This window comes from Terriglobia bacterium (genome assembly GCA_020072565.1).
In the GTDB taxonomy this organism is placed as follows: Bacteria; Acidobacteriota; UBA6911; order UBA6911; family UBA6911; genus JAFNAG01.
In genome coordinates, this window is the sequence record JAIQGI010000005.1 from 87,267 (window position 1) to 110,163 (window position 22,897).

At 59.7% G+C, this 22,897-nt stretch carries 13 protein-coding genes; 7 read left to right on the top strand and 6 right to left on the bottom strand.

Annotated elements, in window-relative coordinates:
* The first annotated feature begins 184 nt into the window (after positions 1-184).
* From LAP85_04355 to LAP85_04375, 5 genes are all read left to right on the top strand, one after another.
* Positions 185-3,907 carry a carboxypeptidase-like regulatory domain-containing protein gene (locus LAP85_04355; GenBank protein MBZ5495610.1) on the top strand — a complete coding sequence of 1,241 codons (3,723 nt, stop codon included), beginning with the start codon at positions 185-187 and terminating at the stop codon, positions 3,905-3,907.
* A gap of 624 nt (positions 3,908-4,531) precedes the next feature.
* Complete coding sequence (locus LAP85_04360) at positions 4,532-5,761, top strand: esterase (GenBank protein ID MBZ5495611.1); 1,230 nt, start codon at positions 4,532-4,534, stop codon at positions 5,759-5,761.
* 171 nt (positions 5,762-5,932) lie between these two features.
* On the top strand, positions 5,933-9,589 hold the full coding sequence (locus tag LAP85_04365; GenBank protein MBZ5495612.1) for a glycoside hydrolase family 3 C-terminal domain-containing protein: 3,657 nt from the start codon (positions 5,933-5,935) through the stop codon (positions 9,587-9,589).
* Positions 9,590-9,652: 63 nt separating this feature from the next.
* The gene (locus LAP85_04370) at positions 9,653-10,993 is read left to right on the top strand and encodes a glycoside hydrolase (protein ID MBZ5495613.1); all 1,341 of its coding nucleotides are present in this window, start codon (positions 9,653-9,655) and stop codon (positions 10,991-10,993) included.
* A 280-nt stretch (positions 10,994-11,273) separates the two neighbouring features.
* Positions 11,274-11,645 carry a hypothetical protein gene (locus LAP85_04375; GenBank protein ID MBZ5495614.1) on the top strand — a complete coding sequence of 124 codons (372 nt, stop codon included), beginning with the start codon at positions 11,274-11,276 and terminating at the stop codon, positions 11,643-11,645.
* Between the two features lie 131 nt (positions 11,646-11,776).
* Here LAP85_04375 and LAP85_04380 read toward each other — a convergent pair whose 3' ends face one another.
* The 5 genes from LAP85_04380 to LAP85_04400 all read right to left on the bottom strand — a co-directional run bounded on the left by LAP85_04380 (position 11,777) and on the right by LAP85_04400 (position 18,544).
* Positions 11,777-13,033, bottom strand: a complete 1,257-nt coding sequence (locus LAP85_04380; GenBank protein MBZ5495615.1) for a mandelate racemase/muconate lactonizing enzyme family protein — start codon at positions 13,031-13,033, stop codon at positions 11,777-11,779.
* Positions 13,034-13,096: 63 nt separating this feature from the next.
* On the bottom strand, positions 13,097-14,338 hold the full coding sequence (locus LAP85_04385; GenBank protein MBZ5495616.1) for a starvation-sensing protein RspA: 1,242 nt from the start codon (positions 14,336-14,338) through the stop codon (positions 13,097-13,099).
* A gap of 371 nt (positions 14,339-14,709) precedes the next feature.
* Positions 14,710-16,044, bottom strand: coding sequence for a mandelate racemase/muconate lactonizing enzyme family protein (locus LAP85_04390; protein ID MBZ5495617.1), 1,335 nt, complete (start codon positions 16,042-16,044; stop codon positions 14,710-14,712).
* Between the two features lie 165 nt (positions 16,045-16,209).
* Positions 16,210-17,397, bottom strand: a complete 1,188-nt coding sequence (locus tag LAP85_04395; GenBank protein MBZ5495618.1) for a DUF362 domain-containing protein — start codon at positions 17,395-17,397, stop codon at positions 16,210-16,212.
* A gap of 58 nt (positions 17,398-17,455) precedes the next feature.
* Positions 17,456-18,544: a mannonate dehydratase gene (locus LAP85_04400; protein MBZ5495619.1), complete on the bottom strand. Its 1,089-nt coding sequence runs from the start codon at positions 18,542-18,544 to the stop codon at positions 17,456-17,458.
* Positions 18,545-19,172: 628 nt separating this feature from the next.
* On the opposite strand from LAP85_04400, the gene LAP85_04405 reads away from it, so the two are divergent.
* The gene (locus tag LAP85_04405) at positions 19,173-19,865 is read left to right on the top strand and encodes an RraA family protein (GenBank protein MBZ5495620.1); all 693 of its coding nucleotides are present in this window, start codon (positions 19,173-19,175) and stop codon (positions 19,863-19,865) included.
* 78 nt (positions 19,866-19,943) lie between these two features.
* Here LAP85_04405 and LAP85_04410 read toward each other — a convergent pair whose 3' ends face one another.
* Complete coding sequence (locus LAP85_04410; protein ID MBZ5495621.1) at positions 19,944-21,113, bottom strand: lactonase family protein; 1,170 nt, start codon at positions 21,111-21,113, stop codon at positions 19,944-19,946.
* Positions 21,114-21,184: 71 nt separating this feature from the next.
* Here LAP85_04410 and LAP85_04415 point away from each other — a divergent pair, with 71 nt between their 5' ends.
* Entirely contained in the window at positions 21,185-22,867 is a 1,683-nt protein-coding gene (locus LAP85_04415; GenBank protein MBZ5495622.1) for an L-lactate permease, read from the top strand.
* Positions 22,868-22,897: the final 30 nt, after the last annotated feature.

Below are 22,897 nucleotides of genomic sequence, written 5' to 3' on the forward strand. Positions count from 1 at the left end.
CGCGCTTCGCACGTTTGGAGCGGGGCTGGGGCTCTGATACATCAGGCGTACGGGATGTCATCAGTTTCCTTGGACTTACGAGAAAGACAATAATTCGGCCCGTATTAGACCAGGGTGCCATGCCGGTTGAAGGGGCTGCGCGTGACGCTTCGTCCATGTCTAGCCATAGATGAAAGGATGAATCATGAGCTACCGTATTGCATTAGTCGCGCTTGCCGCGGCATTAGTATTCTGTTCGGCGGTCCCGCAGGCGGCCGCCCAGTTAACCACTGGTACCGTCTCGGGAAGTGTTCGCGATCCGCAAGCCGCGGTAATCGCCGGTGCAACCCTGACGCTGATCAGCGAAACGCGTGGGACACGGCTTTCCGAGGTCATTTCCAACGCAAGCGGTGAATTCGTCTTGCCTAACGTGCCGCCCGACACCTACACGTTGGAGATCAACCAGAAGGGTTTCAAGACGCTCAAGCGCACGGGCATCGCCGTAAGCCCGGGCGACCGCATTGGCCTCGGCGCCCTCACGATGGAAGTCGGCGGCACGACCGAGACCGTAACAGTTACCGCCGAAGCGGTACTGTTGCAGACGCAGAGCGCGGAACGATCGGCCACGGTCGCGCAAATCGAGGTTCAGAACCTGCCGCTATCGAGCCGGGTTTTCACGAACCTCCTGACCAGTGTAATTCCGGGGGTCGGCGGCACCTCCGGCCAACCGGCCCGGGTCGGGGACATAACATCCTACTCAGGCGGCAACGGGAACATCATGATGGACGGTATTTCCACCATGGATACCGGCAACAACGCCATGTTGATTTCAGTAAACACGGAATCGATCGAGGAGATCAAGATCCTGACGTCCGGCTACCAGGCCGAGTACGGCCGCTCCAGCGGCGTGCAGATCAGCGCGGTCACGAAGAGCGGCACGAACCGCTTTCATGGCACGGGTTTTCTGATTATGCGCCAGTCGGGGTGGTATGCGAATAGCAAGACTAACATACTCAACGGCGACCCCAGGCCCTACGTCAAGCAAAAAGATTGGGGCTTCTCGATCGGAGGACCCATCGGGAAGCCGGGGCGCGACAACAAGTTGTTCTTCTTTTACAGCCACGAGTTCGACCCCCGCTCTATGACGGTGACGGGCGGCAGCGTTGTGACCTACCGCTTTCCAACGGCGCTGGAGCGCGCAGGCGATTTTTCGCAAACGACGGACAATCTCGGCAACCCGTACCCATATATCAAGGACCCGCTTATCAGCGGCCCGTGTTCGGCTTCCAACCAGACCGCCTGCTTCAAGGACGGCGGCGTTCTCGGACGCATCCCAGCCAATCGCATATACCCCCTGGGGCTGAAGATCCTGAGTCTATACCCCATGCCGAACCTCACCACTGCCGGCCTTAATTACAATTACAGGATGCCGCTGCCGATTCAAGATATCATGTCGCAGGCGCCGATCATGAAATTCGACTACCAGCCCCTTGCAAAACTGAGAGGCTCCTTCAAGTTATCCCTGTGGGAGCAGCCGGCCACTGTTCAAACGGGCACCCTCCCCGGCTTTAACGATACCCAGGTGTACAAAAAGTGGTTCTACACGTGGGCCAGCACGATCACCTACAGCGTGAATCCGTCAACTTTCATGGAGGGGACCTTTGGTCACTCGCGGAATGACTTGGCCGGCTGCTTTGGGCCGACAAATACCGCCGCGCCAGGCTTTTGCACAAGCTCCATCCCTATGAACACCGTGGCCAGCCTGTCCGGCGCCGGCCTGACCGGGTTGCCGTCCCTCTTTCCCGATTCCGGCGTGCTGAACCCAAGCTATTACGCCTTCCAGGCCATGGAGTCCGTCAAGCCCCCCATCTGGGACGGGACGAAGATGAGCCTGGTGCCCCAATTTTCCTGGGGAGGCCGTGTTTCGAACGGACCCCCGAACTTCCCGTTCCCCGGCTGGCTGAATACCAACCAGACCACCGACATGACCATCAGTCTTACAAAAGTGAAAAGCAGCCACACGCTCAAAGCCGGCTTTTATTGGAACCACAGCTACAAGGCGCAGCAGTCATTGGCGGGGACGTGGCAGGGCAACATCAATTTTGGAAACGACTCGAACAACTTGCTGGACACCGGGTTCGGCTTCGCCAACGCGGCGGTGGGCGTTTTCAGCTCGTACAACCAGTTGTCGAAGTACGTCGAGGGCAATTACGTCTATAACAATCTCGAGGGTTTCATCCAGGACAACTGGAGGGTTAATGCCAGGCTCACGCTGGACTTCGGCGTGCGCCTCGTCCATCAGCAGCCGCAATACGACTCGCTGGGGCAGGGCGTGAACTGGCTGCCCGACAAATGGAGCCTATCCAGTGCGCCGCTCTACTATTTGGCGGGTTGCGCCACGACCTATCCCTGCAGCGGCTCGAACCGCCAGGCGAAGGACCCGCGCACCGGCCAACTGCTGGGGCCTAACACAGCCGTGGCGATCGGCACGCTGGTGCCGGGTTCGGGGAATTTCATCAACGGTTTGGTTCCGTCGGGAACAGACCCAGTACCTACCACTACCTACAACTGGCCGGCGCTCCGCCCGGCGCCCCGTTTTGGAGTCGCCTATGATGTCACCGGTAAGCAGAGGATCATCTTCCGTGGCGGCGCCGGCATGTATTTCGATCGTCCCTCCGGCAACACCATTTACAGCCAGATCGCAAACCCGCCCAACGAACTGAGCCAGACATTGTATTACTCCTCGTTCCAGACGATGGGTGGGCTCACCACCCAAGGCGCTGCCAACCTCAATGTTTACCAGCTCAACAGCGGGCTCCCCAGCACCTGGACCTGGAATGCCGGCGTGCAGTATATGCTGCCATTTAACACGATGCTGGATTTCTCCTACGTCGGCGAGCACGCCTACAATGTCGTCGAACAAATCAACATCAACACCGTCGATATAGGCGCCGCTTATTTGGCGGCGAATCAGGACCCGACGGTCACCAGCGCGCTTCCCGGCGGGGCGGCAGTGACCCAGAACATGATGCGCTCTATCCGCGGCTTCGGCAGCATCAACATGATGATACCGCGCGGCTTTCGTACCTCGCACACTCTGCAGATGATGTTAAATCGTCGCTTTGCCCATGGTGTGCAATTCAGGCTCAGCGACACGATCATGCTCAAGCAGTTTGGAGATGCCGGGGCGCGCATCCAACACGCCGCCGACGGCAGTTGGTCCTATCGTTCCGACCAGGACCAGGCCAACGAGCTGTTTACCAACTACATCCCCACCCGGCACACCTTCAAGGGCGATTTCGTGTGGGCTATCCCGGCGCTGAATAACGTCGGCTCCGGTCTCGCCCAGCAATTGGTGAAGACGGTGACCAGAGACTGGCAGCTCTCCGGTATCTGGAGCGCCAATACCGCCAGCGCATACACGGTCGGTGCGTCCTTCCAGAACGGCGCCGGCAATCAGCAAATCACCGGCTCGCCGGACTTCGGCGGGCGCGTCACGGTTATTGGCAATCCGGGCGGTGGCTGCAACACCAGCGATATCTACCGGCAATTTAGCACTTTAGCCTTTGCCCCGCCCGCAGTCGGGAGCGTGGGGCTCGAGTCCGGTCAGGACTACCTGCGCGGCTGCTTCAACCAGCAGTTCGATCTCGCCTTGCAGCGCGAGTTCCGTGTGGCTCGCCTGGGTGAGGGCCGGCGGCTTTCGTTCCGGATCGACGCTTTCAACGTGTTCAACCAGTCCCACATCACCGGGCGGCAAACCAACATGCAAGTGGCGAGCCTGACCGATTCGACGATCGTGAATCTTCCGTTCGACTCCAGCGGCAAACTGATTCCCACGCGATCGACACCGAGACAGTCGGGCTTCGGCATGGCCACCGGCTATCAGGGGGCGCGAACCATACAGGTGTGGTTGCGATTCTCGTTCTGAGGACGCGCGCCGAGTGCATCGCCATGCGCCTTATTCAACTGCCTACCGGCGGCTGAATAAGGCGCCTGTCGTGAGCGAGTCGCGAAGCGACGACTGAGGTTTAATGCGCAGCAACGAGAACCTCAGCCGCATCGCTTCGCAACTGGCCCTCGTTTGTCCCGAGAGTTTTTTCTCGGAGTAGAGGGTGTGAGCCCTCATGCTTCGGGAAGTTTGCGCCGCCCAGGATCCTGGGTTGCGCTCTGTTTGCTCGCTTCTCGCATTTTTTGATCGCGCTGAGGCTCTGCATTTTCGGGCAAATGGAACGTTTGCGCTATGCCCTGGACTGAGAAAAACAATAATCCGGCCGGGAGGAGAGACCTTGTCGGGTGCCATGCGGGTTGAAGGGGCTGCGCGTGTCACTTCATCCGTGCCCAGCCATGCTTCGGTGTCGTCAACGGTCATCAAGGGGCTCGAAATCTGCAGTTACAGCTGCGATTCGTGTTCTAGATTTCAATTCGCGCGGCCGAGAACTAGCCCTGGCAGTTCCGGCCGCGCGTTTTCATTTTGACGATTATCGGACCAAACGCCGGGACTGTTAAGATGAGATCGGCGACGCTAATCCAGGCACCGCTCCGAGGAGGATTTATGAGACTAGCGAGAATCATCATGTCCGAACTGCTCTTTTGTTGCGGCATGTGTTGGGGGCAGGCAACGGACGAATGCAAGCCTTCAAGCCTGAACGTCCCGGGCGCGAAGTATCCCTGTGTTTACCCCGACGGTCGAGCGACATTCCGCGTTATCGCACCCGACGCCCAAAAGGTGCAGGTCAGGGTCGGGGGTGCCTTTGATATGGAGAAGGGGCCTGACGGCGCCTGGATGGTAACCACGAAGCCGCTGGTAGTGGGGTTCCACTATTATTCGCTGGTCATCGATGGCTCGACCGTCGCTGATCCGGCGACCCGCACATTTTTCGGCTCCGGCTGGGACAACAGCGGCATCGAAATCCCCGAGCCGGCGGATGTCGACTATTATCTGCCCATAGACGTGCCGCACGGCCAGGTGAGCCAGCGGTGGTACTACTCCAAAATCACGGGAAAATGGCGGCGCTGCTATGTCTACACGCCGCCGGGGTATGATGCCGGGAAGACGCGTTATCCCGTTCTGTACCTGCTGCACGGTTGGGGGGAGAACGAACAGGGCTGGCATACCCAGGGGCACGCCGATCTTATCCTGGACAACCTGATTGCGGCGAAAAAGGCCAAACCGATGATTATCGTCATGGATAACCTCAATGCTGTCAAGCCAGGAGAGGATAGCTCGATATTCAACGCCCGCATGGGAGCGCCTCCGGCAAGAGCAGCCGCGCCGCCAGCTCAGGGCGCTCGGGGAGGGGCCCCTGCCGGCCGAGGCGGCGGCCTGGCCGGTTTCACCGGGTCGGCATTCACTGAGATGATGCTCACCGATCTTGTTCCGATGATCGAGAAGACGTACCGTGTGCTTCCTGGCCGCGAGAATCGCGCCATGGCAGGGTTGTCGATGGGAGGCATGCAGACGTTCATGACCGGCCTCGGCAACCTGGACAAGTTCGCTTACATCGGCGGCTTCAGCGGCAGCAGCGGCGGCGGCCGCGGTGGCACATTCGATCCGAAGACGTCCAACAACGGCGTGTTCGCGGATGCCGCCGCGTTCAACAAGAAGGTCAAGGTCCTCTTCCTGGGAATCGGCTCCGTGGAAGGGCCGAACACCAAGAACTTCAGCGACCAGTTGACCAAGGTGGGGATCAAGAACGTGTACTTCGAGTCGCCGGGAACAGCCCACGAATGGCTTACGTGGCGCCGCTGCTTGAACGACTTCGCTCCCCGGCTCTTCAAATAACCGCTTGCTGGATGGTTTGGAGACCGTCATAAAGACAACTATGCGGCGCCCACTGGCCTTTTAGGGCCGGATGAGCGTCGCTTTTAGTCCTCATTGATCTGATTTTCCGATATAGTGCGCTTCCGCAGTTCGTCCGAGGCCGCTACTTTTTCGGAAGTGAGGGGAGACAACATGCGCAATGCAATATATGCGATGATTCTGATGGTGCTTTTCCTAAGCGTGCCGGCTGCTGTGGCCGCGCCTCCCACCCGTGTCATGCTGCTGGATGGTGAGTCGGGCGGGCCCTACCACGCCTGGCAGGAGACCACGCCGTACTTGAAGCGAATGCTGGATGACACCGGCATTTTCCAGACCGACGTGGTCACGGCTCCGCCGCGTGGCGGCGACTTCACCAACTTCAAGCCGGATTGGAGCAAGTACCAGGTGATCGTCCTCAACTACGACGCGCCCGATGAACGCTGGTCCGCCGACTTGAAGGCCTCGTTTGAGAAATACGTCAGAGACGGAGGCGGGCTCGTCATCGTCCATGCTGCCGATAACGCCTTCCCGAATTGGCGCGAATTCAACCTTATGATCGGCATCGGCGGCTGGCGAGGGAGGAACGAGAAGTCAGGACCGCACTTTTATTACAAAGAGGGCAAGCTGGTGGCCGACGCCAGCCCGGGATCCGCAGGCACCCACGGCGCCCGTCTCCCGATCAAGATGGTGAATATCGTGACCGACCACCCCATCACGAAGGGGCTGCCCAAAGAGTGGATGCACACGGCCGACGAACTATATGCCAGGATGCGCGGGCCAGGCGAAAACATGACGGTGCTGTCAACGGCGTATTCGGACCCAACCAACAAGGGCACGGGCTGCGACGAGCCTATGCTGATCGTGCTCTCCTACGGCAAAGGGCGCGTGTTTCACACGCTGCTGGGGCACGACCTTACCGCGCTTAACAGCGTCGGATTCATCGTCACCTATCAACGCGGAACAGAATGGGCTGCGACCGGCAATGTGACGCAAAAAATTCCGAACGATTTCCCCACGGCCGACAAAACCAGTACGCGCAAGGACTACGACCCACCGCCCGGCTGGGGCACGGCTGCGGCAGCACCCGCCGGCGGCCGCGGCCGCGGCCAGGGCGGTGCCAGCGGGCAACCCGCCTATTTGAATCCTGCCCTGCCGATCGACCAGCGCGTGGACGACGTCGTCTCGCGCATGACCATGGAAGAAAAAGCTGGCCAGTTGGTCAATACGACCCCCGCGATACCGCGTTTGGGGATACCCGCCTATAACTGGTGGAGCGAAGCAGCTCACGGCGTGGTGACGCGGGATGTGACGGTCTTCCCTCAAGTGATCGGGCAAGCGGCGACGTTTGACAGTCCACTCATCAAGGAGATGGCGACGGCGATCAGCACTGAGGCGCGCGCGCGATTTCACGAATTGCAGCGGCAACCAGCAACGGGCGGAGCCGCCCCGTTCGGGCGTGCCCTCGGGTTGGATTTCTGGGCGCCGAACATCAATATTGTCCGCGACCCGCGCTGGGGGCGTGGGCAGGAAACTTACGGGGAGGACCCGTTCCTGACGGGCCGCATGGCCGTGGCCTACGTCACCGGCATGCAGGGGGATGATCCGAGATATTTCCGGACGATCGCCACGCCGAAACACTTCGCCGTGCACAGCGGACCGGAATCGACGCGACACTCGGTGGACGTGAAGGTGTCGCTGCACGACATGGAAGACACCTATCTGCCGGCCTTCCGAGCCGCGGTGGTGGAAGGCAAAGCGGATTCAGTAATGTGTGCCTACAACCGCATCAACGGCGAGCCCGCCTGCGTCAACACATTCCTCCTAGAGGACACCCTGCGCGGCGCATGGAAGTTCAACGGCTATGTGGTATCGGACTGCGGGGCCATAACCGACATTTGGCGGGGACATAAGTTCGTGCCGACCATGCCTGAGGCTGCGGCTTTTTCGCTGAAAAAGGGCACCGATAACGACTGCGGGGGGGGCGATGCACCAGCCTACCTGGAGGCGATGCAGAAACAGCTGATCACCCAGAAGGAGGTCGACGTCAACCTCAAGCGGCTCTTCAAAGCGCGATTTCAGCTGGGGCTTTTCGACCCGCCGGAGATGGTGAAGTACGCGCAAATCCCGGCGGCGGAAGCGGACAGCGAAGCGCATCGGCAACTGGCGCTGAAAGTGTCGCGCGAAACGATGGTGCTGTTGAAGAACGATGGCGTGCTGCCGCTCAAATCGTCGGTCAGGAACATCGCGGTGGTGGGACCCATCGCGGATTCGCTGGTTGCGCTGGAGGGCAATTACAACGGTACTCCCTCGCGCTATACAACGGTGCTCGATGGCATCCGGAAGCAGTTCGCCTCGGCCAAGGTGACCTACAATCCCGGGACGAAATTCCTGCGCTTTCCGGTGACGATTCCCGCATCGGCATATCACACAACGGATGGCAAGCCGGGGCTGACGGCGGTCTATTTCAACAACAAGGACCTTTCCGGAACGCCCGTGGCCACGCGAACCGAGGCGCAGTTGGGCTTTGGCGGACCGGGATTTGGAGCGGCTCCCGGCGGCCGCGGCGTATCGGTTCTGCCCGCCGAAGTGGGAGCGGAATTTTCAGCGCAATGGACCGGAGCCATCACTCCGCAGCAAAGCGGCAAGTATGAGCTCACGATCAACGGCGCCGGCGGAATTCGCGTCTGGCTCGATGGCAAGGCCGTGATAGACGATTGGACCTCGCGGCCTCAAGGCAGATTCGGCGCTCCGCCTGATCCGGCAGTGGCACGCCTCAGGACGGCGGAAGTCAGCCTGGAAGCAGGAAAGAACTACGATCTGAAGGTGGAGTTTTTCCGCACGCCCCCGGCGCCGCAGGCTGCGAATCCCGCCGCTCCAGCGGGCGCGTTCGGCGGAGGGCGGGGCGGCTTTGGCCCGACCGGTCCGACTCTGCAGTGGAACCTGCTGAACGACGTAAGTGACGCCGTAGCGGCAGCGAAACAGGCGGACATCGTAGTCGCCGTGGTCGGCATCACCTCGCAGTTGGAGGGAGAAGAAGGCGCTGGCCGCGGGATGCAGATTGAAGGATTCAGCAACGGCGATCGGACCAACATTAATCTGCCGAAAGACGAGGAAAGCCTTTTACAGGCAGTGAAAGCCACGGGCAAACCGCTCGTCGTGGTGTTGATGAACGGGAGCGCGCTGGCGGTCAATTGGGCCTCCAAGAATGCCAACGCGATTCTGGAGTCGTGGTATCCGGGCGAAGAAGGCGGCGCGGCTGTCGCCGAAACACTGGCGGGGGTTAATAATCCGGCGGGGCGGCTGCCGGTGACGTTCTACAAGAGCACCGATGATCTGCCGCCCTTCGATGATTACTCCATGAAGGGGCGGACGTACCGCTATTTCGATGGCCGGCCGCTGTTCCCGTTCGGCTACGGGCTCAGCTATTCAAAGTTCGCGTACAGCAATGTGAAGCTCTCGTCATCCACAGTGAATGCGGACGCCGGCTTGAAGGTGGACGCGGATATTCGGAACACCAGCCGCATAACGGGGGACGAAGTTGTGCAACTGTACCTGATCTTCCCGAACCTGCCTGGTGCTCCGATCCGGTCGTTGCGAGGATTTCAGAGGGTGAGTATCGCTCCGGGCCAGACGCAACCTGTCCAGTTCACGCTCGATCCGCGCGATCTTAGTTACGTCAACGAGGCGGGCGAGCGGGTCGTTGCCAGCGGATCGTATCGCATCTTTGTCGGCGGCGGACAACCAGGGACCGGCGCGGCGGGCCGGGAAGTGCGGCTATCGATCACGGGTGAGACGAAGCTGGACCGGTAAATCCGTCTGGCCCGCCTTGTGCGCGAAGGCGGGCCAGCATCAAGAGCTGCAGGGAGGAACGGGATGCCGAGAACAATCATTGCATTGTTGCTGGCGCTGTCAGCCGCGATGGCTCAGTCAGGGCAATCGCTAAGAGCGGAAGGGACCGGTCAGACCGTGCGGAAGAATCAGGGCGGTACACCTGCCGCCGCCGGCACTCCGGCTACGGGCGCCTATGCCACCGGGTGCTATCGAAACCTCTTCGTCGAGGCGGGTCATTCGCAATCCGAAGTGACCGCGAAAATCAATGCCGCCTTCCAGCAGCTGTTTCACGGGGATCCGAACACTCAGACCGTGTACTACGAGACCGGCAGGAATGAAAACGGGCTGCTGGCGTACCTCAGCGACATCAACAACAAGGACGTGCGCTCGGAGGGTATGTCCTACGGCATGATGATCGCGGTGCAGATGAACAAAAGGGTTGAATTCGATGCGTTGTGGAACTGGTCGAAGACGTACATGTACAACAGCTCTCCGACGCACCCGGCCTACGGGTTCTTCTCCTGGTCGATGAAGACGGACGGAAAGCCCAACAGCGAATCGCCGGCGCCTGACGGCGAAGAGTACTGGGTCATGGCCCTCTACTTCGCATCTGCGCGCTGGGGTGACGGGACCGGCATTTACAACTACAAGGCGGAAGCTGACCGGCTTTTGGGCGACATGAAGAACCGCGGCGTGATCACGGGTCCTACGGGCCGGGGTCAGACGACCGAAGGCGCCCACTTCAACGCCGAACACAAGATGGTGCGTTTCACTCCCAACATGAATCGGCCTGACCACACCGATCCTTCCTATCATCTCCCCGCCTTCTACGAGCTTTGGGCCCGCTGGGGGCCTCCCGCCGACAGGCCTTTCTGGGCCGAGGCAGTCAAAGTCAGCCGCGATTTCTTCCAGAAGGTCACTCATCCTGTGACCGGCCTGACCCCCGATTACGCCAACTTCGACGGCACGCCGGTGGCGAGTGGCTTCAACAAAGCTTCTGCCAACTTCGGGCCCGACGCCTGGAGGACTGCCGCAAATTGGGCGGTGGACTGGTCCTGGTGGGCAGCCGACCCCCGAGAGCGGCAATTGAGCGACAAGATCCAGGCGTTCTTCGAGTCGAAGGGCATGGAGACATACGGGAACCGGTTCACATTGGACGGCAACCAGACCGGCGCCTCCCACTCAACCGCGCTGGTGGCCACCAACGCGGTAGCCAGTCTGGCGGCTACTCAGCCTCGCGCGGCGAAGTTCGTCGAGGCTCTTTGGAATGCGTCGATCCCATCAGGGCAGTACCGGTATTACGACGGCATGTGGTATCTGATGGGATTGCTGCATTGCAGCGGCGAATACCGCATCTGGACGCCGAAGTGGGCGGGGGAATAAAAGCGCTCCACTCGGATCCAGTACGGATTGGAAACTGAACCGCAAAGGTGTCTGTGTGTTTGCGAAGTATACAGTTCCGTGTTGTAGTTGACCTATCGCACTTTATCGGGCCTGCGAAATCGGAATGCAACAAAACAAGAAAAGCGACCGAACCCCATACGAAAGTCGTATCATGTGAGTGTGCCGATTCTTCCCAGCGGGATCACGGAATCAGTTCCATTCGCTCGATGCATGAGTGAGATGCGATCAGGCGCAATCGCCAACCAAGGAGGAATTTCAAATGAGGATTTCCCTAGTTACATCCATGATACTCGCCGCCTCGGTTGTCTTTGGAGCTGTCGATATCTCCGGAAAATGGCAGGCTGAGTTCGATACCCAGATCGGCAAACAGAATTACACTTTCACTTTTCGAGTCGTAGGAGAGAAGCTCATCGGCCTCGCAGAATCCGAGATCATGGGGGAAAAACACAAGGCGGATTTAAAGGATGTGAAAGTAGTCGGGGAAGAGGTTTCCTTCGTCGAGATGCTGGATTTCCAGGGCAACGCCATCTCTATCTCATACAAGGGGAAGATCTCCGGAGACGAGATCAAATTCACACGACAGGTTGGTGAGTTTGCGACCGAGGAACTGGTCGCCAAGCGCCTCAAGTAAGCGACAGCTGCCCCCACCGCAGCTCAGCCCTCGAAATAGACGCCGGCTTCTTCCAGCGCGGCTCGCAGGTCCGCGTATCGCAGTTCCCTAAGTGATCCGATCCTAATTCGGGAATTGCGTAGCCTGTCCCCCTATTTCTGATCAAACCAGCGGCCGGCGGGGCCGAGCGTTTTTCGTACCGCCTCTTCATTCATGGTGACGCCGATGCCGGGGCGGTCCGGCACCGTGATGTAGCCCTTTTGAATGATGTCCCCCTCTCTGACAAACTCTTTCCACCGGTTCCAGCGCTCCGCCGGGTGCCCCCAGTGCCATTCCACTACCAGAAAGTTCGGGCAGCAGGCCATGACGTGGGCCGTCGCCATGGCGCCGATCGGAGACGCCTGGGAGTGCGGCGCAATCGGCGTGTAGTAGGTGTGCGCCATATCCGCGATCTTGCGGGCCTCGAGCAGGCCGCCGCACTTCTGAACGTCGGGCATGATGATGTCCACGGCCTGCTTTTCGAGATACTCCCTGAAGCCCCACCGCATATAGATGTTTTCGCCGCAGCAGATCGGCGTATGGGTCGACTGACGGACGTCGCGCATGGCATCGATGTTCTCGGCCGGAACCGGCTCTTCAAGCCACACCAGCCGGAAGGGCTCCAGTTCCCTGGCCACACGCTTGGCCGTGCCCAAGTCGTACCGGCCGTGCATATCCACCGCCAATTCGATCGCCTTCGGCAGCGATTCCCGCATGAACGCCACCTTGTCCACCATGTGGTCGATCTCGGCGTTGTTGGCAGTCCAGTTCACACGGTCGAACCGCGCCGGGTCGGCCGCGTTATCGATGTCGATCTTGGCCATGGTGAAGCCGTTGTCGATGATCTGCTGGATGAACATCCTGGCCTGAGGGTCGTTGCGGTTGTTGACGCCGGAATCGCAATAGACGCGGATGCGGTCCCGCACCTTGCCGCCCATCAATTGATAGATCGGCAGTCCCAGAGACTTTCCCGCGAGGTCCCATAGCGCAATCTCCACCGCGGTCAACGCCGCCGTGAACTGGCCCGCCTGCGCGCCGGCGAAGGTGCCGCCGGTCCGGATGCGTTCCCAAATCGCTTCGATGTTCAAGGGACTCTGGCCGATCAGGGAACGACGAAAGCCCGCGATGATGCCCGCCGCGCCGCTGACCGCGTCAACCCCTTCTCCCTCCCCGACGAGGTCCTGATCCGTGTAGATTCGAACGTGGAAGCCCGGGAGATTCGCTGTCTTCACGTCGGTGATTTTCAGCTTGGGCCGTTGATACTGCGTGGCGGTTTCCTGCACGGCGGCGGAAAGCCCGCGCAGGCTGAAGGCGCCGGCCAGGGCCGCGCCAGCGCTTCGGAACAACGATCTACGATTGAGCAGACTCATCGACCGTTCTCTCCTTGGAATAAGACCCGTCGAACGAACCATTGTCCATGAGGTGTTGTGATATTACTGCTTAATCACCGTGCCGTCGAGGCGGCGGATGACGCCCCAGCCGCCATTCAGGCCGCCACGGGCGGCGTCAGACCGGAAAGGATATTTTGCCGCCAGTTTCTCATCAACTTCGATTCCCCAGCCCGGTGAATCGTTGGCGTAGAGGTATCCATCTTTGAAAGTCTCGCAACCTTTGAAGATTTCCGCTTCCACACCGCGTATTACACCACCTTCCTGGACACCGAAATTCGGGCTGGCCAGGTCCAGGTGCAGGTTGCACATGTGGCCGATTGGGGAGACATCCCCGGGCCCATGCCACGCTGTTTTCACTCCGAAGAGTTCGGCAAGTTGCGCGATCTTGCGGCAAGGTGTCAGTCCGCCCGCCTGGGAAATATGAATGCGGATATAGTCGATCATTCTTTCGGAGATGAGCGGCACCCATTCATGCGGGCTGTTGAACAGTTCTCCCATGGCCAGCGGCGTGTTGCACTGCTGGCGGATCTGCCGGAAGTAGGCGATGTCCTCAGGCGAGAGCGCGTCTTCCAGGAAGAAGAGCTTCACCGGTTCCACATCTTTGGCGAATTGAACCGCCTGCCGCGGCGACACGCGTTCATGAATGTCGTGCAGCAGTTCGATGTCGTCACCAAGCTGCTTACGGCATTCTTCCAACATCTTCAACGCCCGCCGGATGTATGGGCCGGGCTCGAAGACCGGATCATTATGAAGAGCCTGCGCTTTCGGCGCCGAAGCCGGCCCGGACCCAGCCCCGTAGCCGGACATGCCGGGCACGCTGATCTGCAGGCGGATGTAGCGGTACCCTTGGGCCATCGCTTTCCTGGCGCCGTCGATGATCTGCGATACATCATTGCCGCCGATGCTCGTGTAGCTCGCCGCCGCTTCGCGGCATTTGCCGCCCAGGAGCTGGTACACAGGCATGCCCGCCTGGCGTCCCTTGATGTCCCAGAGCGCCTGGTCCACGCCGCTGATCGCATTGTTGAGCACAGGGCCATTGCGCCAATAGGACGAGTTGTAGCACATTTGCCAGGTGTCCTCGACGCGGTCGGCCGGCTTGCCGATCAGCAGCGGCCGCAGATATTTCTCCACGGCGGGCACCACCAGGTCGGCGCGCTGTGTGAACGTGGCGCACCCGTACCCGTACAGCCCGTCCTGGTCGGTTGTAACCTTGACTACGATGAGCCGCACACCGCCGGGCTGCGTGGTGATCACGGATATATCCCTGATCTTTGGGGAAGGCATTCCACGGACAGCCTGGACCGGCTTCTCCTGCGCCATCGCTTCGGCGGACGATATCCATCCACCCACGCCGCCAATCGCGGCCATTTCCAATATCTCCCGTCGCTTCATACCGCCTCCTTATTCCGCTTCGTCTGATACCGATTCCGATGACGATTCGAATGGCACTAAGTTAGGGCGCACATCTCGTGGTCGTGGACGTGGTCGTAGCCGTGGACGACTGAGCTCCCGTGTTTGCCACGATTGGAGTTCTGTCGGATCGTTTGTTCGTGCTTTTCGTCCACGACCACGACCACGCCCAAGACCACGTCCATGTCATGAGCGTCAGTTCCTTAACTTAGTGCGATTCCGTTACCAATTCCGAAACGGTCAAATCAGCTCCACAAGCTGTCATTCGAGCGTTCCCGGTCCCATTCCGTCGTGAGCTCGAAATATCCGGGCTCTTGGAGATGCTGTCGTATCACCTCGTCGTTGAGCGAGGCAATGCCCAGACCAGGCCCCTCTGGGACGGCAATGTAGCCTTTGTTGACGATCGGCTTTTCAATGCCGTTCACTATATCTCCCCACCAGGGGACGTCCACGGAATGGTTTTCCATGACCAGGAAGTTTTCCATCGCCGCGGCGCAGTGGACGGCTGCCATGCAGGCGATTGGCGTCCCCGCCATGTGCAGTACCATTGGAACTCCGAGCTCCTCGCAGGCGTCGCCGATCTTCTTGGTCTCGAGGATCCCGCCGGCAGTCATCAGGTCGGGCTGAAGCATGTCCACGGCGTGGTTCTTTGCCAGCTCGACGAACCCTTCTTTGAGGTAGATGTCTTCGCCCGTTAAGGTCGGCACATCAATCGCATCGGTGATTTTTTTCCAGAGCTCGGTGTTTTGCCAGGGGATCATGTCTTCGAGCCACGCCATGTTGTACGTCTCCAGCGCTTTGCCCAGCTTGATGCAAGCGTTGACGCCGATGTGGCCGAAGTGGTCCGCGGCCAGAGGTATTTCCATGCCGATGACTTCACGCACCTGGGCCACGTAGTCGGCCAGAGTTTCGATCCCTTTCGGGGTGATGTCGATGGCAGTGAACATGTGCTCGGTGAGGTTCACTTCGGCGTCCGTCTGGCCCAACGGGCGTGTGACGGCTCCGGCAATCCCTTGGAGCAGGTTGATGCCGAGGTCCATCTTCAGCATGGTGAATCCCTGGTTCATCCGCGCTTTGAGGCGCTGTGCGAAGACCTTGGGATCGCGGGAGCTGTCTGTGTCGGCATAACAGCGGATCCGGTTGCGGAATTTGCCTCCCAACATCTGGTACACGGGCACGCCGTAGGCTTTCCCGGCAAGATCCCATAGTGCCGTTTCGACACCTGAAACACCGCCCCCCTGGCGGGCGTGAAAACCGAATTGCTTGATCTTGCGGAAGGTCTTGTCGATGTTGCACGGATTCTCGCCGAGAAGCCGGCTCTTCAGGATCAGGGCGTATGTCTTGCTGGCGCCGTCACGCACCTCGCCGAATCCGGAGATGCCCTGGTTGGTGTCGATCCGGATGATCGGGCAGGTCATCGGCGCCCGTGCGACGACAGCCACACGAAGATCGGTAATTCTCAACTCCGAGGGTTTGGAAGCCGTTTTCGTGAACTGAAGAACGGAGTCGAATTCGCCATCTGCCAGGGATGCGCTCGTGAATGCGGCCGCACTCGTCTGGAGAACCTCACGCCTCCCCATCAGCCTTCCCACGGATTCTTTCATCATCCAGGAGTCCTCCTTCATTCAAAAAACACCATTCACACGTGGGCGGGGACCATCCCGCCCGCCGGTTCAGTGATCAAGTACGACTTTGGAGTCAACCGCTGTCCGATGCGGGCGAGACGCCCGCGGTCCCAGTTCCGCCTATTTCTTGCCGGCTCGCCGCTGTCTGCGGATGGTGGCGAAGTCGAACATCACTTGCTTGACGGGAGTGCCGACAACTTCTATGCGCTTCAGGTCGCGCGTGCCTAGGCCCATTTCTTCCGCCAGGCGCAGGGTGCTGTCGCAGGTCTCGAATGGCGGAGTGCCGCGGTCGGCCATCGGGTCGAAGTTCATGATAGCCATGCACACGGCATCGGTGGTCACCGGGTTTTTCCCGGCCACAATCACATCGGGATTCACAATTGTGAGCGCTCCTCGAACCCATGGTCCTTCGCCGCCGGTTATCGTCCTGATCCCTTCCACGATGGCAAGGTCGATGGGGCGGGCCGCAACCAGGTCCACAACCGCGCGGGGCACGCGATAGCCTCCATCCCGTGGAGATTTAGGATCTTTTTCGGCAGGCGCCGGCTTGGCCGGCTGTTGGGCGCCCGTGTGGATCAGTTGGCGCGACGATCGCGGGTTCTCATCCGGCTCTTCTTTTCCACCACCGGATCCATAGATTGAGGCCGGCGTGATCCCGAAGTTGTTTTTCATCGAAAGTGTCACGCCCGCCGTGGCATGCTCCTTCATCTTGGCCACGCTGACGTAGGCGTCGCAGTCTTCATACGAGTGGTTCAGATCATAGGCCGGAAACAGATAACCGCCGAACGGCACCTTCAGCCGCGAATACTTTTTGCCGTTTCCGAGGAAATTCGTGTTTTCAAATTCGACGTTGGCCGCGGCGCCCAGGATGTCGCGCGGGTTCCAGCCACCCCGGGAGACGTATTCTTCAACAGGACCCGCCGTGGACATCGGACTTTCCAAGATCCGGATGCGGCGAGCACCCGCCTGGCCGATCAGATGCACGGCCGCGGCAATCACCTGAGGATGCGTGTAGTGCGTATCTTCCAGCGGCTGGCCATTGAGCCGGTTGTCCGGCCCGCCGGTAAGATTGACCTTGACGGCTACTGTTTTTCCCTTGGCGACGCGCCCGAGGCCGCCGATCCGATCGAACATTTTCGCCATTACCACCAGAAGCTCCGCGGAATCGTACGTCATGCACTTTGCGACCGCGACCGGAGCCGTGGGTGCGGTGACCGTCCAGATCGAGGGCACTCCGGCCAGGTAAGCGCCCGCCACTGCCGAACTTGTGCGAATCAACCATTCCCTGCGCGTTTGAAGCTGGTACATATAAGTGCTCCTATTGAGAGAGCGATGTGGATGCCGCTTCCATGTAGTGCACCAATCTCTACCGCACCGAGACGATCGCCGCCTGCAGCATCGCCCGGGTGTATGCCACGTTGAAGACGTCGCCGGCGTAGCCGCCGCCGCCCGGATATCCGCGCAGTCCTCCTGATGGCTTCGCAACCTCGCGGTCGTAGTCCAGCGCTCGCGGGTGCTCGGGATATATGGCCAGGCCGTAGCGGTTCCGGACGACTTCTTTCATAACGGCAAACATGTCAACTTCGCCCTCGTCGATGAAAACCTCTTCGTATTTCTCGCGCGGGACATGCACGCGCACGTTCCGGAAATGCATGTGGTTGATGCGATCCCGGGTGGCAAAGTAACGACACACGGAAACAGCATCGCCGCCGATCTCGCGCGTCACACCGCAGTCAAACGTGATGCCGTTGGCCGGGCTCTTCACCGTCTCTATCAGGCGTTTCCACCCTTCGATAGTCCCCATGATCTGTTCCGACCCCCGGCTGAGGGGCGCCGGCGGATCGTTCGGATGCAACGCAAGCCGGACGCCGGATTTCTCGGCGACAGGAATCACGGCCTTGAGAAAGTACGTGATGTTTTCCCACATTTCTTCGAGCTTGCGGGCGCCTTCCTCGGGGAGGGGCGGCAAATCTTTCATTTTGTCGTAGTCAAAACCGGTATAGCCGGCGCCGGCCCTGCCAGTGACCTCGAAATATCCTTCCATGGCCCGGTGAGCGTAAAAGTTGTACTCCACGACAGGCAATCCGGCTTTTCCCGCGGCTGCAATCGATTCTTTGACCTTGGCAATCTCGCTGTCACGGCCCGGCCTTCCATAGATCGTGCTGGGAAATCCTGAGATCATCATATTGCAGACAGTCAGGCCGCCCTGTTTGAGCCGGTCCATGGTGCTGCGAATGGTGGATTCCTGCCAGGGAATTGCGGGTCCGCCCATCAGCACATAATCCACGCCAAGCTGCTTCAGGCGGCGCATATCGGCCTCATTCGACCGACTGGAAATTCCCATGCAGATCTTGGGCGCGTGCACCGGGCCGACGGCCTGCTTCTGTTGAAATGCGCGGACGGCCGCAGCGGAGGCCGCCTGGCCGGAGAGCGCCGTCACGCCAATGGCCTTCATGATCTGGCGTCGTGAGATGTGCGCAGAGCTCATTGTCTCACCTCCCGCTGTTTTCGAAGCAGTCCCTCACGCGCCGTGGCGCACCCAAAGACGCATGAAAATGGGCGAGCGAAGTGGGCGCCGGGCGCCGCACGGCGCTCAGGGCTCGGGATTATTCGATCCCCTGCCCCGTCCGGCGGACGGGGCCTACTTATTTTCGGAACAGAGCGAGCCTCTGTTTGAGATACTCCTCATGTTCCTGCCGGAGCTGCGGATCGCGCGGGGCGCCGTATATCTCGCTGCATTTGTACCTCCCCTCGTCGATTTTCATGCGCGTCCACTCGTGATGGGTGCAGATCTCCACCTGACTTGGCGCCACAATAAGGAAATTTTGTCCGATCATAGTACAAAATAGGTGTTTATTCACACGCGAAAACAGGCGACGCCGCAGTCGGTTGGTTTCGGAGAAGATGCGACATGAACATCCATAAAAAGGAGCTCTCACTCACGTGCTCGGCTCCGGGCTGCGCGGCCGCCCGAAAATGAAGAGCATAGGAAGAACGCAAGTTTGACGTGTATGATGGGCCCGCATACCCTCAGGGAGGATTTGCACATGAAAAGATCGATTCTGTTTGTGGTGTTTGCCTTCATGATACTGGCGGCTGTCGCATTCTGGAGGTCCGCGCCGGCTGCCGAGGATCCGTTGATCGAGGGATTTCGCCAGACCGAGGTCTCTTCGGTTGCCGACGCGATCGAACAGCTGTACGGCCGGCAAAACTACATGCATCACGATATGCGGGCGCTGTTCAAAACGAAATTCGCCGGACCTGCGGTCACTGTTCTTCTCAAGAAGGAAGAGCAAAAGGAAGGGGCGGCCGCTACCCAGGGGATGATTGATGCCATCGACAACTCGCCGGCGGGTTCGGTTTACGTCATCGTGCTTGAAAATGGACTGGACTTCGGTGCCGTCGGCGGGCTGATGGCCACGACCATGAAGGTGCGCGGCTTTGCAGGCGCGGTCGTGGACGCTTCGATCCGCGATCTGCCGCAGATCCAGCGCATACAATTTCCTATCTACGGCCGCGGCGTATCGCCCGGCACCACCGTCGGCCACTATCGCTGCGTTGGCGTCAATATCCCCGTGACCTGCGCGGGGGTTCAGGTGCGGCCAAAAGATATCATTGCGGCGGATGAAGACGGCGTCGTCGTGGTTCCGGCCGAAAAAGCCGGCGAGATCCTGAAGAAAGCGCAGGAATTGGATTTCACCGAGCACTCGATGTACCCGTTCATCGAGCGCTTCAAATCGCTGAAAGAAGCGATCGCGAAATTCGGCCGGATTTGAAAGAGAAACGCAAAAGCATAAGCAACGCACCTCCACGATGACTTTGCGTCCTCGCGGCCTCGCGCTGGCAGGCGGAGGTCAGGATGCGACAAAGATAATGCAGGAGGGAGAAGGAACGACGACAAATTCACCCGTCGGCGCGAGTTGCCCGGTACGAGCGTCAATCCGAAATACCACTACGTTGTTGGATCCCTGGTTGGCAGCTAACAGCCAGCCTCCCGTCGGATCGATCGCAAAATGGCGCGGAGTCTTGCCTTGTGTGGGCACCTGCCCCTGTAGAACGACCGTGCCGTTTGACCTGTTAATGGCAAAAACGGCAATGCTGTCGTGGCCTCGATTGGAAGCATAGAGGAACCTGCCGTTGGGATGGACGGCGATTTCGGCACAAGTGCTCGTCCCTGCAAAATCCTTCGGAAGAGTCGAGGCGGTCTGCAGTTCCGTCAATGATCCCTCTTTCCGGCTGTACGCAAAAACGGTCACGGTGGAGCGCAGTTCGTTGACGACATAGGTGTATTTGCCATCCGGGCGAAAAGCCAGGTGGCGCGGCCCCGAGCCTGGCTCGAGTTTCGCTGCGAACACAGGCGGCGTGGAGAACGCAATTCGCGCTCTGTCAAATCCATAGACAAACACTTTATCGAGACCCAGATCCGGGACGAGGCCGAGTCGGCCGTCGGGCGAGAGGACGACCTCATGGGCATGAGGTCCCTGTTGCCGCTGGGGATTGACACTGCTGCCGGCATGCTCCACCAGGCTGGATGCGTCTGACAGGCTGCCATCCTTCATAATAGGAATTGAGGCGACGCTGCCGGCGCCGTAGTTGGCCACAAACAGAGCTATTCCGGTCCTGTCCACGGTCACGTGGCAGGGCGAATCACCCTGCGTCGACATCCTGTTGATGAACTGTAGCATGGCGGGCCGCTTGCCCACCCTGTAGGCGCTGATGCTGCCGGCCCTTCTTCCCTGGAAATTGGAGATTTCATTCACCGCGTACAGAAACTGCCGATTCGGATGGATGGCGAGAAACGACGGATTTTCGGCCTCGGCTGCCAGGCCAACGGTTGCTGCCTTGCCAGCCGCCGGATCGAACCGGAAGGCGTAGATGCCCCGGCTCTGCTGCCGAGTGTAGGTGCCGACATAGACGACATACCCTGACGGGTGCACAGTTTCTCCAATACCATGATCAAACCACGCGGCAATCGCCAACGCCGTGAATGTCGTCGCCACAAGGAAGCGTGCGATTTGTCTCATCGGTGAGACCCCAGATTTGATATAAGAGGTTTTTCATTATAATCGGTGGCGTTTACGGATCCGGAGGGAAAATGCCCTGGAGCCAAAATTACGATCCCCTGCACTTCTGGCCGGCCTCGACCGCAATGGCGGCCATGCCGGTATTGACGCTGTTTTTCGTACTTCTGGTGCTGAAGAAAAAGGTGTGGATCGCAGCCCTGGCAGGCATCGTTATGGCAATCGCACTCGCCGGACTCGCGATTCGGATGCCCGCGCCTTTGATTGCCAACGCGGCGCTGCACGGATTCGTATTCGGCTTTTTCCAGATCGCCTGGCTTGTCATCGGTTCCATATTCCTTTACAACGTCGCGCTCGAAACCGGCCAATTTGAGGTCATGAAGGAATCGATTGCCTCTCTTTCGCAAGACATCCGTCTGCAGATGATCCTGATTGCCTTCTGTTTCGGCGCCTTTTTGGAGGGCACCGGCGGCGGGGGTGCACCCGTGGCCATCGCTGGCTCATTCCTGATCGGACTCGGATTCCCGCCGTTTAAGGCCGCGACGATCTGCCTGTTGGCAAACACCGCGCCGGTGGCCTGGGGCGGCGTAGGAAATCCGGTGCGGGTGCTGGCCGGGGTCACCGGGCTGCCCGAGCACGCATTCAATGCCATGCTGGGGAGAATTCTGCCGCCGTTCTCCCTCATGCTGCCGGTGTGGCTGATGCTCGCCAGCTTCAGCTGGAAACAGACGCGCGAAGTGTTGCCGGCCCTGGTCGTCAGCGGGGTTTCCTTCGCCGCGGTCCAGTTTGCGTGGGCCACGTACGGCGAGACTGGGCTTGTCGATATCGTGGCCGCGATCTTCTCGCTGTTGGTCATGGTGGGATTCCTCAAGTTGTGGCGGCCAAGGAACATCATGTCCGGCGACTCCTGGGAGGTCCAGGTCACCGCGACGAGCGCTTGCGCAGGCGGGACCAACGCATCCAGGTCCTCGAATGCTCAAGTTGTCGCGACCCGGCATTCCGTCGGTGCAGTCCTCAAAGGATGGTCGCCCTTCATTCTCGCTTCCCTGCTGATCTTTTTTTATGCCATGCCGACGATCAACCGGCACTTGAAATTCAGTGCCCTCACCTTTCCGCTTCCGGGCCTGCACAACCAGGTTGTCCGCGTGCCTCCGGTCGTGCCGCAACCCGCACCAGAAGAGGCGCGGATAAACCTGAATTTCCTGGCGTTGCCCGGGACTGCACTTTTTCTTGCCGCTTTCGCTACGGCGCCGTTTCTCGGTGTATCGCTGCGCAGGGCGCTCGACATCCTGATTCGTTCCTTTCGACAGCTGGGCCCCTCGCTGCTCGCGATCAGTTGTATGGTTGGACTGGCCTACATCACGCGTTATTCCGGAATGGACACTATTCTCGGGCTGACCTTGACCCGCACTGGTTGGGTGTTCCCGCTGTTCGGAACCCTGTTGGGATGGCTCGGGGTGGGATTGACGGGAACCGATGCCGGATCCAATGCACTGTTCGGGAATCTGCAGAAAATTACCGCGGAGCAGCTCAGTATAAGCCCGGTCTTGATGGGCGCGGCCAACAGTGCCGGCGGGGTGATGGGGAAAATGATCTCCGCTCAAAGCCTGGTTGTGGCGACGGCAGCTACCGGGCAGGCGGGCAAAGAAGCCGACATGTTCCGCTTCATTTTCAAGCACAGCATAGTCCTCGCGGTGCTGGTCGGCCTGCTCGTCATGCTCTACGCGTATGTGATTCCCTGGATCGTGCCGGTCTGAAGTCGTTTTCGAGTAGATTAGTGCCAGAAA

Bases quoted from the DNA above. Each gene is read 5' to 3' on its own strand.
- LAP85_04355 (MBZ5495610.1), top strand. From the start codon at position 185: ATGAGCTACCGTATTGCATTAGTCGCGCTTGCCGCGGCATTAGTATTC.
- LAP85_04360 (MBZ5495611.1), top strand. From the start codon at position 4,532: ATGAGACTAGCGAGAATCATCATGTCCGAACTGCTCTTTTGTTGCGGC.
- LAP85_04365 (MBZ5495612.1), top strand. From the start codon at position 5,933: ATGCGCAATGCAATATATGCGATGATTCTGATGGTGCTTTTCCTAAGC.
- LAP85_04370 (MBZ5495613.1), top strand. From the start codon at position 9,653: ATGCCGAGAACAATCATTGCATTGTTGCTGGCGCTGTCAGCCGCGATG.
- LAP85_04375 (MBZ5495614.1), top strand. From the start codon at position 11,274: ATGAGGATTTCCCTAGTTACATCCATGATACTCGCCGCCTCGGTTGTC.
- LAP85_04380 (MBZ5495615.1), bottom strand. From the start codon at position 13,033: ATGAGTCTGCTCAATCGTAGATCGTTGTTCCGAAGCGCTGGCGCGGCC.
- LAP85_04385 (MBZ5495616.1), bottom strand. From the start codon at position 14,338: ATGCCTTCCCCAAAGATCAGGGATATATCCGTGATCACCACGCAGCCC.
- LAP85_04390 (MBZ5495617.1), bottom strand. From the start codon at position 16,044: ATGGGGAGGCGTGAGGTTCTCCAGACGAGTGCGGCCGCATTCACGAGC.
- LAP85_04395 (MBZ5495618.1), bottom strand. From the start codon at position 17,397: ATGTACCAGCTTCAAACGCGCAGGGAATGGTTGATTCGCACAAGTTCG.
- LAP85_04400 (MBZ5495619.1), bottom strand. From the start codon at position 18,544: ATGAAGGCCATTGGCGTGACGGCGCTCTCCGGCCAGGCGGCCTCCGCT.
- LAP85_04405 (MBZ5495620.1), top strand. From the start codon at position 19,173: ATGATACTGGCGGCTGTCGCATTCTGGAGGTCCGCGCCGGCTGCCGAG.
- LAP85_04410 (MBZ5495621.1), bottom strand. From the start codon at position 21,113: ATGAGACAAATCGCACGCTTCCTTGTGGCGACGACATTCACGGCGTTG.
- LAP85_04415 (MBZ5495622.1), top strand. From the start codon at position 21,185: ATGCCCTGGAGCCAAAATTACGATCCCCTGCACTTCTGGCCGGCCTCG.